Raw genomic sequence first — 13,652 nt, 5'->3', positions numbered from 1 at the left:
ATCTGGCTTTATAACTTGTACTAAATTGGAGGTCAACATGGATCTTGCACATATGTTCATCGTGATTGGCTTTATGACTAGCATCTTTGTCATTGGAACAATCATCTTTCTTTTTGCATATTTGCTTCTATTTGACAGAAATCAGAAGATGCATTCCATCTTAAGGAATTATCCGGTGCTTGGCAGGGTCCGGTATTTTCTAGAAAAAATCGGGCCGGAAATGCGCCAATATTGGTTTAATAGCGATACAGAGGGAAGGCCTTACTCAAGAGACGACTATGAACATATTGTGAGGAGCGCAAAATACAAGCGGGATGCGATCGGGTTTGGCTCTAAACGTGATTTTGAAGAAGAAGGCTATTACGTCCGAAATGATCTGTTTCCAAAACTGACAGAAGAATTGAAAGTAGACACTGAAACCTTGGCATTGACCCAAAAGTATTTACTTATTAAGGACCCTCTTTTTACACAAAGGGTTGAAAAATGGGAGGAGGATAAGTCATCGGCGTATCTACTGCACGATAATGATGCTGTCGTCATTGGAGCCGGGCTCAAGCATCCATTTATCCTGAAAGGGCTTATCGGCATGTCGGCGATGAGTTACGGGGCACTGGGAAAACATGCCATTACTGCTTTATCAAAAGGACTCTCCATGGCAAAAGGAACGTGGATGAATACCGGGGAGGGAGGATTATCCCCCTATCACCTTGAAGGCGGCGTTGATCTTATGGTGCAAATCGGGCCCGGCTTATTTGGTATTCGAAACCCGGACGGGGATGTCGATTGGGAGGAGTTAAAAAGAAAAAGCGAAATCCCGCAAGTAAAGGCCTTTGAAATAAAACTGGGGCAAGGCGCAAAAGTCCGCGGCGGCCATATTGATGCGGAAAAAGTAAATCCAGAGGTAGCCGCCATTCGCAAAGTAAAGCCATATACATCTTTGGACAGCCCAAACCGTTTCCGTCAATTTCACGACGTCCCAACGATGTGCGACTTTATTGAGAAAATCAGAGAAACGACCGGAAAACCTGTCGGAATCAAAATAGTCATTGGGGGAAACGACAGCGTTTTAGAGTTGGCCAGTTACATGCGAAAGACGGGAAAAGGACCGGATTTTATTTCAATAGACGGCGGGGAAGGCGGAACGGGAGCCTCTTATCAAGAACTGGCAGACAGCGTTGGTTTGCCTGTGAAGTCGGGCCTTCCCATCCTCGTATCGACACTTCAAAAATACGGTGTCCGGGATCGCGTCAAAATAATTGCGTCCGGCAAGCTTTTTACCCCGGACCGGGTGGCTATAGCGCTCGCCATGGGCGCCGATCTTGTGCAAATTGCCAGAGGCTTCATGATATCTGTCGGTTGCATTCAAACATTAAAATGCCAATCCAATATCTGTCCCGTTGGAGTTGCCACAACCGACCCTTTACTGCAAAAGGCATTAGTCATTAACGAAAAGAAGCATCGGGCCGCCAATTATCTCATCACACTCCGAAAAGGGCTATTCCGGATTTCCGCAGCCGCCGGATTGGATTCTCCCGTTCATTTTTCTCCCAATCACGTCATGTTTAAAGACGATAAAGGTGTCGTCCATTCACTGGAAAACATTATGAATGAAATTGAGCAACAAATAGAAAACCGGGAGGAACAACATTCTACTTTGTTTTGAATGGCTTCTTTGACTGACCGAGATTGGTGAAAAACCGGAATACGAAAGAGACAATACAAATGGACTCGATGTTAAGAAAAAGGGTGACGTCAGATGAACATATTGTAAAAACACAAAATAAAAAAGCTTGTAGAGAAAAAACACACCTATTTTCTCTACAAGCTGAGCCTGCCTTTCTTATTCAAACCATTGAATCGGTTGAGGATTCAGGCTGATATTGATTTGCTTTGTTTCCTGGTATTCATCCAGCCCATACGTCCCAAGGCTTCTGCCGATACCGCTCTGTTTGTAGCCTCCCCATGGAGCCTGGACGTTTGTCAAATGGTAGGTATTCACCCACGTAATTCCTGCACGCACTTTTTGAATGACGCGCATGGCTTTATGTTGGTCTTTGGAAAATACCGCGCCCGCAAGACCGAATTCTGTATCGTTTGCCAGCTTGATTGCTTCTTCTTCGTCTTTGAACTTTTGGATGACCACTACGGGACCGAAGATTTCTTCCCGGACGATCCGCATGTCACTGGTTACATCTGTAAAAACGGTCGGCTCGATAAAAAAGCCTTTCTCCATCCCGTCCCGCTCTATGCGCTTCCCTCCGCATAAAAGTGTGGCTCCTTCTTCTTTTCCAATCCGGATATATTCCAAAATGCTTTCCATATGCTTTTTACTGACGATCGCGCCCACTTCCGAGCTTTCTTCATTTCCCGGCCCGACTTTGATTGCTTTGGCTCTTGCCACATATGTTGTAACAAACTTATCGTAGATTCCTTCTTGCACCAAAATGCGGCTCCCTGACGAGCAGACCTGTCCAGCTCCCATAAAAATACCGAAAAGCGCATAGTCAACCGCTGTTTCAAGGTCAGCATCATCAAAAATAATGTTCGGTGATTTCCCTCCCAGTTCGAGGGAAACTTTTTTCAGATTGCCTGTTGCCGCCTTCATAATCTGGCGTCCAACGCCCGTGCTTCCCGTAAAGGAAACAATGTCCACATGATCGCTTTCAGCAATCGTTTGACCAACGATGGCTCCTGAACCCATCACTAAATGGGCCACTCCCTTGGGTAAACTTGTTTGATCCATCAGCTCAAACACTTTTACAGCCGTCAACGGGGTGATTTCAGCCGGCTTTAAAATAATGGAGTTTCCCGCGGCTAAGGCGGGAGCCATTTTCCAGACGCTCATCAATAGCGGGAAATTCCAGGGAACAATTAAGCCCGCAACCCCCATTGGTTCTTTTACGATCATCGTTTGCATATCTTGTGACGCTTCATATATTTGTCCATTCGGCTGATTGAGCAGTCCCGCATAATAGCGGAAAGTGTTAGCTGCCTCAGCAGCATCCGCTTGTGCTTCCCGTCTTGTTTTCCCATTGTTTTGCATTTCCAAATCCGCAAGCTCGTCCATACTCTCTTCCATTTTTTCAGCGATCTCCAGCAACGTTTGCGCCCTTTCCTGGGGAGTCCTTTCTGACCAAACGCCGCTTTCAAATGCTGTTTTTGCCATATGAATCGCTTTTTCTGTCTCTTCCTTCGTCGCTTTCGGTGCTTTGGCGATGATTTGCTGATTGGCAGGGTTTAAGATATCCTGCTTGTCCGGATTATTAGACTCTATCCATTCTCCGTTTATATATAGTTTCAAGTTTAGTGTCATAACCATGATGCCTCCTGTTTTCAGCTTTTCATGCAGACGATCATTCTCATGTTCCAAAGAGGATGACGACAGATTGTTTATTCCCCGTGCGGACGGAAAGATGCGATATATTCCTCGGAGTCTTTATAATGGAGCGTACCTACTGCCTCCACATCAATAACAACCATATAAGGTTTTTGGCTGGCAAGCGCGTTTGCCAATCCTTTTTCAAACTCCTGAACGGAACTTGCTTTTTCTGCTTCAAAGCCCATTGATTTTGCCATCATGACGAAATCGGGATTTTTCAAATCAACAGCCGCGCGTCTGCCGTAAGCGGCTTCCTGGTAGTACCTTAAAATACCGTAGCCGCCATCATCGAATAGCAGGACAATAATGGGCGCATCTTCTTGGGTCGCCGTAATCATTTCACCGGCATTCAACATAAAGCCTCCATCTCCCGCGATGAGTACGACCGGCTTATCCGGCTGGCCAATTTTGGCACCGATTGCCATTGGCAAGCCCTGTCCGATTCCTCCGCCTGCCATGTAAAGGTAATTTCTCGGCTCGTGGACGTCAACCAGTTTATTCCCCCAAGTATAGCCGGGGATCGTCACATCCGTTATCAGGACTGTATGATCAGGAAGCTGTTTACGCATAATCGCAGCTATATCACCATAAGGCTTAATGGAACTGCAAAGATCGTCACGCACTGCTTGACGGACAGCTTTGACTTCATCCACATAAGCGGTATCCGGCGTTAATTCCCTCTCGGCCAGCGCGTTGTTGATCTCTTGCAAAACTGCCTTGGCGTCACCGACCAATCCATAAAGTGTATCAAAGTTACGGTTAAACGCATTTGGATCCGCATCAATATTAATGTGGTTTTCAGGTAACGGAGATGTCCAGCCATTTGTCTCTCCACCACGGAAACGGACGCCTATGCTGATCAGCAAATCCGACTTTTTCAAGAGCTCCTCGAATTGCGTAAAAAAGGCAAAATTGCCGATACAAAGCGGGTGATTTTCGGGAATGGAGCCTTTTCCCGCCTCACTTGTCACAACAGCAGGCTGGATTTTTTCAACCAATGCCAGAAGTTCCTCCGATGCGCCTGAAGCGATGACGCCATGGCCTGCCCACACAATCGGCCTTTTGGCTGTTGCAATTTTTTCAACTACTTCGGCCGGCAGATTAATTTTCACTTTCGTATCTTGAACAGTTCCTACTTCTATTAATAGATTGCGCGGAATGATCAGCGGCTGGAAATTTGTTGGAATTTGTACAGTAACAGGCCCTGTTGGAACTGTTAATGCCTCTTCGATCGCTTTACGCATAAATGGCGTGATCTGCTTCGGTCTCTTCAAGAGATACGCCGCTTTGTTCGCCCCATCCATCATCTTCAATTGATCTTTACATTCGTGGATATAACGTTGATCTGTTCCAATGTAATGGGAATCTGCTTCCCCTGTGATATGGAGAAGCGGAGTACCGGCGTTCCATGATTCCGTCAATGAACCCGCGCCATTTCCCGCACCGGCTCCCGTGCTCGTTAGCACAACTCCCAATTTCCCTGTCGCACGAGCATAGGCGTCAGCCATATTGACCGCCCCGCTTTCTCCGCGCGCAGTGACGATGCGGATTTTTCCGCTGCGGAGCATCGCATCATAGATCGGCATGTTATGAATACTGACAATCCCGTAAACTACCTCAACTCCCGCTCTCACCAACTCTTCCACAATGGCATCTGAAACTGTGTATGCTTTTTGATTATTCATGATAAGCCCTCCCAAGATGTTCATTCTTTATTTCTTTCTATCGTAAAAACTTCATTGTACTTCAAAATGGATCTAAACTGTATAACTGCATCCACGGAGCCGGGTAACTTTGGCCCTCATACGAATCTCTATCATCCACCCAGCCTTCACCTGCTGTTTAAGCTCACGCGGGCAAAATTCGTGCAGTCCCATTTCTATTGCGCAAATTTATCAGGTTCTTTATTTCTCAAGACCGGTGCATGCACTTTACTTCTCGCAAACTTGAAATAGTAAAAGATATAGCATGCGGCAACAAAGCCGAATCCGATATACAGTGACGTGCGCTGTGTGGGATCAAAAGCAGTGAAGACAACGATTCCTACACACATGAGCAAACAGAGGATGGGGACAAGAGGGTAAAAAGGAACTTTGAAGGTCAAATCTTCTACTTTCCCGCCTTTAGCAATATACTGCTTACGAAACCTATACTGGGCCCATGCAATCGCCATCCAAGTGACTACTCCCCCAACACCGCTAATGGCCAGCAACACGACAAACAATGTTTCTTCCGCCATGACACTCGTTAACAACGAGAGCAATGCGAACACCAATGTAACGAAAAGGGCGTTCATCGGGATGCCGCGCTTGTTCAATTTACCAAATAAACGGGGAGCCTGTCCGCTTTGGGATAGCGAATACAGGATTCTTGTACAAGCGAATAAACCTGTATTTCCCACTGAAAGAACGGCCGTCAATATGACGAAGTTCATAATATCAGCGGCATATGGAATACCAATCATATCAAATACGGTTACAAAAGGACTTTCCAGCACACCCGCTTTTTTCCACGGAACAATAGCCGATAAAATAAAGGTTGCCAGTACATAGAAAACCATAATCCGGATGACAATGCTTCGAATGGCTTTCGGGATATTCTTTTCCGGGTTTTCTGTCTCACCTGCGGCAACCCCCATAATTTCCGACCCCATAAAAGCGTAGACAACTGTCATCATCGATATAAAAACACCCATAAATCCCGTTGGAAATAGTCCATCACTGAAAAAGTTTGAAAGAAATGGCGCGGATTGGCCTTTTATCGGAACGAGTCCAAAAATCGCCGCACCGCCAACGACAATAAAGAAGAGTACAGCAAGTACTTTAATGGCGGAGAACCAATATTCCGTTTCGGCAAAGCTTCTAGTGGTCAATGCATTAATGCCGAATAGGAGTAAAGCAAAAATGGCACACCAAACCCATACCGGGACATCCGGAAACCACCTGGCCATCAGCAATCCGGCGGCGATAAACTCCAAACCCACATAAATGGCCCAGCTCAACCAATAAGTCCATCCGATCATAAATCCAGTTGCGGGACCGATAAATCGCTCTGCATGCGCCTGAAATGAACCTGATACCGGCATGACCACTGATAACTCTCCAAGGCAGATCATCACGAGGTACATCACCAATCCACCGAACAAGTATGCGGTAATGGCTCCAGCAGGTCCCGCTTCACCAATTGCATACCCAGACCCAAGGAAAAGGCCTGTTCCAATGACTCCTCCTATAGACATCATAAACAAATGTCTGCTTTTCATCGATCTTTTTAATCCTTTTGACTGTTGACTCCCTAGTTCTTCTTCCATTCAGTTCCCCCCAATATGTTAAAAACCTTAGCTTTTTTCCTTACGATTGTTCGGTACTGCCTATTTGTGAATGAATATGAAGATCCGAAACCTCGTTATCATATCAAAGTCACGAGTTCGGGGGAGACGCTTTACTGCGCTCCCCATCCATTTTTACTGAACGGCTGTTGCTGAACTTGATGCCGTATATTCTATTAAATCGCTCTTTTCCGGTTTAAAAATCTCAAAAGCAACGTCTCTTTGATAACGATTTTGTTTTTTCGCTTCCGTAAACAAGCGGGACACATTTTTCCGGCACAGTCTCTCAATATCATCTATCACCGCTTGCGGATTTGGTTCTACCAAACCAAAAATAACAGCGTCATAGGAACGGATTGCCCCCAGGTTGGCGACAAAGTCATTGACAATATCAATTCCTCTTTCTTTAATGATCTTGTCTCCCTCAGCTGAAATCGGAATATTCGCTGCTTCCACAATCAAGCTTGCTTTTACTTTTTCAGCATTGGATGCATTGATGACATCCTCCAGCGCACACGGAATTAAAATATCGCAGTCGACATCAAGCCATTCCGTGTTCGGTCTTACTTCATAATTTGCTTCAAAATAATCCCGATCCATTTCTCCGTAAGCATTTTTATGGTCGATCAGCTTTTGAACATCCAAGCCTTCCTTACACGTTACAAGCAAATTGGCATCTGAAATACCGACGACTTTATATCCCATTTGAGACATTTTCAATGCACAGCTTGCACCTACGCAGCCGAATCCTTGAATGACCACTCTCGCGCCGTCTTTCCCATGTTTAAATTTCCAGGCTTCATCCGCAGAAAATGCGACACCATAGCCAGTCACAACATCATTTACAAGCAGCCCGTCCACTTTTTTTGTTAATAGGTCATCATAATCTTTTATCCCTTGTAATACTGCCGGGTCTTGCTTCATTGACTGCGTGAGAGGAATATCAATACCGAATTCATGGAAGATATTCAAAACATCTTCATATTTTGTTCCTAAATCACTTCCCAAAGATACACCGTTATCTATATAAGGCATCATCGCAATCAAAAATCTTCTTAACACATCGTACGCGTCCGGCGCTTTGTAATCATAGGAAATACCTGCTTTACAACCTCCGGTCGTTTTAGATTCGCTCGCTACGTATTTATAAGCCATTGCTTCAGCGAGTCTTTCTACTTCTTCTTTTGTCACAGACGGGTGCATTCTCGTCCCGCCACCTGTGTAGCCTTTCACAAAGTTATGGACGACTAGCCAGCCTTTCGCATCTGTCTCTGTATCGTTCCACTCTACCACTAAATATGGTTTTAACATCTGGGTGTCCCTCCTATAAACAATCTGCAACATCTAGATGCATTTATGACCCACTTGCCATTTTTAAATATAGCAAGAAGGGTCCCTATATTAAGTGTAACGCTTCTAGTCATTGAAGGCTACCGCACTCAACGCTTGATTATCATACCTATACAGTTGATAAACTTGATTATAGGGCTCCCATATGGCATAACCTCTATATTTCACCCATTTCCTCTCTATAACGCTCGTGGAAAAACTTGATAGCGTATTCATTCCGAGAATAGCCCCCGCAGTCAAATCCTTTCGTATCAAACCATTGTTGCAAAAACTCCACCAATTCAAAATCTTCTTTGCCTACCTGGTCCACAAATCTGATCAGTTCCTCTTGCTCCGCAGTGATGTGAGCATTCTTAAAATATAACTGTAAATGGCCAGGGTCTTATCCGTGGCTTGTTGTCATATTGCCATCTTCTCCTAGATACATACCGATCTTCCAGTTGGGCCATACCCAGTAAAAATGCGACCATTCTTCGATGAGAAATGGTGCGCAAGTCTTATAAAATCAATCGCAGCTCTCGCCGGGTCACAAAAGACTTGTTGATCGGCCAAACGCTGACCGCCAAATGAATGAGGGAACATTGTAAGGACTTACAGGATCATAGGTAAAATAAAAAAACGGAAAGCCTACATTTATGTAAGGTTTTTCCGTTTTACCCCCTATTCGTCTATTGTTTCATTTAATCAAATGTTTGATTAAGACATCCCCCTTCAAAAAGAAAAAAGCCGGGACTGCTGTTGTGTCTTAGAAATCTCTTATTCCGATTTTTTTGCTCCTTCACTAGGCTTTTCTGCGTCTTGCCTGTTTAGCCCTTTGAGCTTTTCCATCGTTTGATGAAACTTATCTGCTTTCTCTGTCCATTTATCAAGATATTCACTGGGATTCGAGCTGTTTTCAAAAGTGGCACCGATATTTAGTTGCCCACTTAAATCTTTGATGCCAAGATTTCCCAAGTTATTCACCTGTTCGTACTTATCAACAAACAATTTATCCACCTTGATCTCTTGGTACACAATCGGCGTCTCCTGCTCTCTCTTGTCCCTTCCCTTCATCTTGTTTTCTTCCATCCACTGATCGTACATTGTCAAATAGTCCCCTAACCATTTTTCATAAAAAGAAACACGCTTCTCCATTTTGGAAATTCTTTTTGACAATCCTTCCAACGAATGCCGTATCGGTTTCAATTCTCCTTTGATGGCCTCCTCTATAAACAATAAGAGTTTTTTTTCCAAATCTTTCTCTATTTTTTGATTTGCCAAAGGAGCCGATCCTTTGTCCGCCCGCAAAGCCTCCACATGATCTTCGATCACTTCCAACTTCTTCACTTGTTTTTCGAGCGCTCTGATTTTTTGAAAAATGTCCTCCGGGAAGTGATTTTTAAGTTCTTTTCTTCTAAAGGGCATAACATGCATCACACCTTACGATAAAATGTTGACTTACCGAATCATGATGTTCTCTTCCCTTGTATATTTTCGTGCGTAGGATATAGTAAGGAGTCCATTTTTAAATCGGGCATAGATGTCTTTACTGTCGACAGGCTCCGGCAAATCAATATTTCTTTGAAATTCTCCATATTTTCGTTCATTCAAGACAGAAGCCCCATTGATCATGGGTGGCTGCAATACTCCTTTGACAGAAAGCTTACTGCCCGAAACGGACAGGGCAATATCCTCTTTTAAAGCACCAGGAATCTCCATTAATACAACGACATCCGTTTCCGTTACATAAATATCCGTTTTCGGGTATTTTTTTGGATCAGATTTGTTTTTTGATTGTAAAGGATGTACTTCAGACGTCTCCTCATCTTCATCAAAGGAATTGCCATCGAAAATTGTTTCCCAAAACTTCCCATTTTGATATTTTTGTGTAATTTCCATCCATTGTTTTATTTTTTCAAAGTCCATTTGTTTGTCCCCCCTTTATTGCTCAAAACAAAATACAAAGAACTGCTCCTAATCCAATGTCGGGACAGCTACCTCTGTAAATTGGGGATCGATTCTTTTTTTCATTTTGATTTGCAAATGATGGTCACGATATTCCGAAACAGATTCCTTCATTCGCACCGGAGAAGGCAGGGAAATGATATGCCGGTCATCTGAAGAGGGCATCCCTTCAATGACAAGCTCGTTGGAACTATGATAAATTTTCACATTGGGAAGTACAGATTCATCCTTGACAAACACTCGAACGTAAACGTGATCATTGCTTTCAAAAGTGGATGCCTGGAGTGTCCCATTCGCTTGCTCCGGTCTTTCTTCTTCAACTTCGTGCACGCTTCCCATCATCTTTGCATTTTTGATAGATGAGGAGATGGACTGCTCAACCATTTCTTGAACAAACTTTTGAATGTCATTGTTTAAATATGATTGTGTCAGCCATTTTGGCAGTCCACCTTTAGATAGAAACGGAAATGGAAGCATGGTCAATCTCCCCTAATTGTCTAAAATTGATTGCTGATCGGGAACGATGGAGTGGCTATTTGATCTTGGTCGCTTATATCGGTGTCAATGCTGCCGTTGCCCATTAAGGAAGTGGAAGGAGACAAATCACCCAGAGAAAGGTTGGCTCCTATAAACTTTGTATTGGCGGTATGGCTGTTTTGGATGACTGCTCCAATATCCAAGTTCCCGTTTTTGGTAATTCCATTGGTTTTCATTGTGAGAATATTTATAAAGTAAGGCATTTTTTACTCCTTTCTTAGAAGCGTTCATTAAAGCTGATTAGCGTTCACATTGGCTGGAGTTGCGATGTCCCCCTGGTCATTTCCATCAGGATCGATGAACACATTTTCCATGCCCGAAGTTGTCGGAGAAATATCCCCGTACGAGGAATTGACCCCTTGCGATTTGGTGTTGGCTGAATGTGAATTATGCAGAGCATCACCAATGTTTAGAGAACCGTTGTTGGAAATATTGTTAATTTTAATGCTGTATATATTTATGTTTGAGGGCATACTCTCTCCTCCCAACTCGTCGTTGTTTATATATATGCCCATTTTCCACGTTTGGTTAAAGTTCGCTCCTTATTCCCCTTTGCCGTTTTTCCCTCGGCTAACGCCGATTGCCGTCGTTTGCTTATTCAGATCAATGACATGAGAACAATCGCCGAATGAAAAACAAACCCCGGCAATCTTGGTATTTGCAGTATGGCTGCTTTGAACTGTCGCTCCAAAATTAATGTTTCCGTTTTGGGCGATGATATTTGTTTTCATGTTATGAATCGTTTTTACCATTTTCAAAGCTGTCACCTCTCATCAAATGAATTGGCGCTGAAGCTTTCCTCCCCATATTATATGTTGCGGGCTTGCCTTGCTCCATGGCATACGCCTATTTGCAAGCCTGTTCTCATCTAGTCTTTTGAAAAAAAAAAAGCAAGACTTTGGATACGCGACTAATTAACCAAATATTCTTACAGTATTTTTATCATTTATTCATGAAGGCTTTATCATTACTTCTTATAATAGAGTTGAAAATGAAGGGAGTGAGTGATTTGAAGAAGTTTTTTTCCATCGTTTTAATGTCAAGCCTCGCCATGGGAATGTATACAGCTCCAGCACTTGCGGCACAGGAGGGCCCTATTTCAAAACAACAGCAGCTTAAAATGATTAATGTGGCGCATCGGGGGGCATCGGGCCATGCACCGGAAAATACGATGGCCGCGTTTCAAAAAGGTGTAGACATGAAGGCTGATTACATAGAAATTGACGTCCAAATGTCAAAGGACGGCGAACTAGTCATTATGCATGATACAACGGTAGACCGGACCACGAATGGAACGGGTGCTGTGAAAGATCTTACATTGGAAGAAATGAAACAATTAGATGCAGGAAGCTGGTTCAGTGAAAAATTTGCAGGTGAAAAAATTCCGACCTTTGAGGAAGTACTTGATGAGTTCCGTGGAAAAACCGGCATTTTGATTGAGCTTAAATCACCTGAACGATATCCCGGGATCGAAGAGAAGGTAGCGAAAGCTTTGATTGAACGAAATATGCATAAGCCAAACAATAAAAAGATGGTCATTCAGTCTTTTCATCATGAATCCATCGAAACCTCCAAAGAGCTTCTGCCGCTTTTACCCCATGGTGTGTTATTAGGCGGCGGATGGGCAGGCGTTACAGATGAACAGCTTGCGGACTTTGCGGCATATGCCGATTATTTTAACCCGACGATCAGTATTGTGACACCGGAGCTTATAGACCGCGTTCATGCCGTCGGAATGAAAATGTATCCATACACTTCCAGATCGCAGGAGCAAGCTTACGAATTGTTCTCACTGAATGTTGATGGAATCATTACCGACTATCCTGAGCATGTTTATGACCATCCAGGAAAAAACCAATAATTCCCACAAAGAGAGTGGCATCTACATGCTGCTCTCTTACACATTGTTAAAAAACAACTAACCCCACGGGTCCTCCCTCCCTATCCGCCTTCACACCTTTTTACAAAACCTGATCACTGGCGCTTACTCCATACCAATTTTTCCATTTAATAAAAGGCATATATGGAAAGTGTGAATGTCAAAACCAATTGACTTCATAACCGAAGTGATGTAACATATAAATTACATAAGTAATATATATATTACATCAGGCAATGAATGTAGGTGATACATTGAACAACAGAGTGAAGTTGGCGAGATTAGAAAAATCCATGACACAAATCCAGTTGGCAAAAAAAGTGAAAGTCACAAGGCAGACGATTGGATTGATCGAAAAAGGCGAATATAATCCAAGCCTGCAACTTTGTATTGCCATTGCCAAAGCATTGGAAAAAACATTGGATGAATTATTTTGGGAGGTTGAGTCACATTGATTACATCATGGTTAACGTTTTTTCTGCCGAAAGATGAATACAAACGCTTGAAAATAGTCTACTTTATGGCTGAAGCAGCTGTCACCTCGATGATACTTTTCGGTGCCATTGCCTTTATAGAACTATTGTCTATCTGGCATTTTGACGCTAACATCCTTTGGGGATTAGGGTTCTGCACCCCGCTTCTTTATATAGCGACAAGGTATATGCTCTCTGGTATGGAATACGAAAATGTAGTAACGGCCAGACAGTTTCAAAGAGAAAGAAAAGCGTTGATTTACCAAACCTTTATTTTTGTTGTTATTTTTTTCATTTTATACATCTTGTTTATGGGAGTATCAACACTGAAGAAGCAGTTGGCGGATGTAATCGGACTCCTGATTACGGTCGGATTGGTTGCGTTTTTATCAAACTATATTTCATTAAAGCGATCCTACAAAAAGAACAAAGATTTATTAGACTAGGAATAGCTCAGAACATTATGAAACCTCTTGGCTTCACTTTATTTTTCAAGCGATTTATCTAGTTGAAAAGCGAAGTGAAGCTTTCCCCTCAATTACAATTGTTCCCGCTTCCATTCCAATCTGGCACGAGGAGTCAAGCCGTGATGGGCCCGTTCCAAGTCCTTTCCCGCGTAATATGGCTGTTTTCCACGTCTTCATTCTCTCCCCCAAAAACATACTCCCTCTTTCACCTCCTACCGAAAATAGGTTATAATGAGCACGATGAAAAGGTAGAAAATTCATATTTTTTCATCGTTTCTACTATAAAACAGAGGAG

General features: G+C 43.3%; 15 protein-coding genes. 4 read left to right on the top strand and 11 right to left on the bottom strand.

What is annotated here, in order from left to right:
* Positions 1-37 precede the first annotated feature (37 nt).
* Positions 38-1,663 (top strand): FMN-binding glutamate synthase family protein, encoded by a 1,626-nt coding sequence (locus tag NST31_RS11745; RefSeq protein WP_339160746.1) that lies wholly within the window; start codon positions 38-40, stop codon positions 1,661-1,663.
* A gap of 177 nt (positions 1,664-1,840) precedes the next feature.
* Here the strand turns inward: NST31_RS11745 and NST31_RS11740 are convergent, their stop codons facing one another.
* The 10 genes from NST31_RS11740 to NST31_RS11695 all read right to left on the bottom strand — a co-directional run bounded on the left by NST31_RS11740 (position 1,841) and on the right by NST31_RS11695 (position 11,290).
* Positions 1,841-3,313 carry an aldehyde dehydrogenase family protein gene (locus NST31_RS11740; RefSeq protein WP_339160745.1) on the bottom strand — a complete coding sequence of 491 codons (1,473 nt, stop codon included), beginning with the start codon at positions 3,311-3,313 and terminating at the stop codon, positions 1,841-1,843.
* Positions 3,314-3,390: 77 nt separating this feature from the next.
* The gene (locus NST31_RS11735; protein ID WP_339160743.1) at positions 3,391-5,064 is read right to left on the bottom strand and encodes a thiamine pyrophosphate-binding protein; all 1,674 of its coding nucleotides are present in this window, start codon (positions 5,062-5,064) and stop codon (positions 3,391-3,393) included.
* Between the two features lie 194 nt (positions 5,065-5,258).
* Complete coding sequence (locus NST31_RS11730) at positions 5,259-6,689, bottom strand: amino acid permease (protein WP_339160741.1); 1,431 nt, start codon at positions 6,687-6,689, stop codon at positions 5,259-5,261.
* Between the two features lie 153 nt (positions 6,690-6,842).
* A complete protein-coding gene (locus NST31_RS11725) occupies positions 6,843-8,018 on the bottom strand; it encodes a Glu/Leu/Phe/Val dehydrogenase dimerization domain-containing protein (protein WP_077112593.1) in 1,176 nt (391 codons plus the stop codon).
* Positions 8,019-8,813: 795 nt separating this feature from the next.
* Positions 8,814-9,461: a hypothetical protein gene (locus NST31_RS11720; protein WP_077112595.1), complete on the bottom strand. Its 648-nt coding sequence runs from the start codon at positions 9,459-9,461 to the stop codon at positions 8,814-8,816.
* A 33-nt stretch (positions 9,462-9,494) separates the two neighbouring features.
* Positions 9,495-9,962 (bottom strand): Hsp20/alpha crystallin family protein, encoded by a 468-nt coding sequence (locus tag NST31_RS11715; RefSeq protein ID WP_077112597.1) that lies wholly within the window; start codon positions 9,960-9,962, stop codon positions 9,495-9,497.
* 48 nt (positions 9,963-10,010) lie between these two features.
* Positions 10,011-10,478, bottom strand: a complete 468-nt coding sequence (locus tag NST31_RS11710; protein ID WP_077112599.1) for an Hsp20/alpha crystallin family protein — start codon at positions 10,476-10,478, stop codon at positions 10,011-10,013.
* Between the two features lie 20 nt (positions 10,479-10,498).
* Positions 10,499-10,741, bottom strand: coding sequence for a spore germination protein (locus NST31_RS11705; RefSeq protein WP_077112601.1), 243 nt, complete (start codon positions 10,739-10,741; stop codon positions 10,499-10,501).
* A 27-nt stretch (positions 10,742-10,768) separates the two neighbouring features.
* The gene (locus NST31_RS11700) at positions 10,769-11,011 is read right to left on the bottom strand and encodes a spore germination protein (RefSeq protein WP_077112603.1); all 243 of its coding nucleotides are present in this window, start codon (positions 11,009-11,011) and stop codon (positions 10,769-10,771) included.
* A gap of 69 nt (positions 11,012-11,080) precedes the next feature.
* Entirely contained in the window at positions 11,081-11,290 is a 210-nt protein-coding gene (locus tag NST31_RS11695) for a spore germination protein (protein ID WP_077112703.1), read from the bottom strand.
* Positions 11,291-11,547: 257 nt separating this feature from the next.
* Between NST31_RS11695 and NST31_RS11690 the strand changes: the two genes are divergently transcribed.
* From NST31_RS11690 to NST31_RS11680, 3 genes are all read left to right on the top strand, one after another.
* The gene (locus tag NST31_RS11690; protein WP_077112605.1) at positions 11,548-12,399 is read left to right on the top strand and encodes a glycerophosphodiester phosphodiesterase family protein; all 852 of its coding nucleotides are present in this window, start codon (positions 11,548-11,550) and stop codon (positions 12,397-12,399) included.
* 272 nt (positions 12,400-12,671) lie between these two features.
* Positions 12,672-12,872, top strand: a complete 201-nt coding sequence (locus NST31_RS11685; protein WP_077112607.1) for a helix-turn-helix transcriptional regulator — start codon at positions 12,672-12,674, stop codon at positions 12,870-12,872.
* Positions 12,869-13,336: a hypothetical protein gene (locus NST31_RS11680; RefSeq protein ID WP_077112609.1), complete on the top strand. Its 468-nt coding sequence runs from the start codon at positions 12,869-12,871 to the stop codon at positions 13,334-13,336. The genes NST31_RS11685 and NST31_RS11680 overlap by 4 nt, the downstream gene beginning before the upstream one ends.
* 54 nt (positions 13,337-13,390) lie before the next feature.
* On the opposite strand, the gene NST31_RS11675 is transcribed toward NST31_RS11680, so the two are convergent.
* Positions 13,391-13,534, bottom strand: a complete 144-nt coding sequence (locus NST31_RS11675) for a hypothetical protein (protein ID WP_171973941.1) — start codon at positions 13,532-13,534, stop codon at positions 13,391-13,393.
* Positions 13,535-13,652: the final 118 nt, after the last annotated feature.

The organism is Siminovitchia sp. FSL W7-1587 (assembly GCF_037963795.1).
In the GTDB taxonomy this organism is placed as follows: domain Bacteria; phylum Bacillota; class Bacilli; order Bacillales; family Bacillaceae_C; genus Siminovitchia; species Siminovitchia thermophila.
The sequence above is the reverse complement of the archived record's forward strand: the minus strand, read 5'-3'. Positions and strand labels throughout refer to the sequence as shown.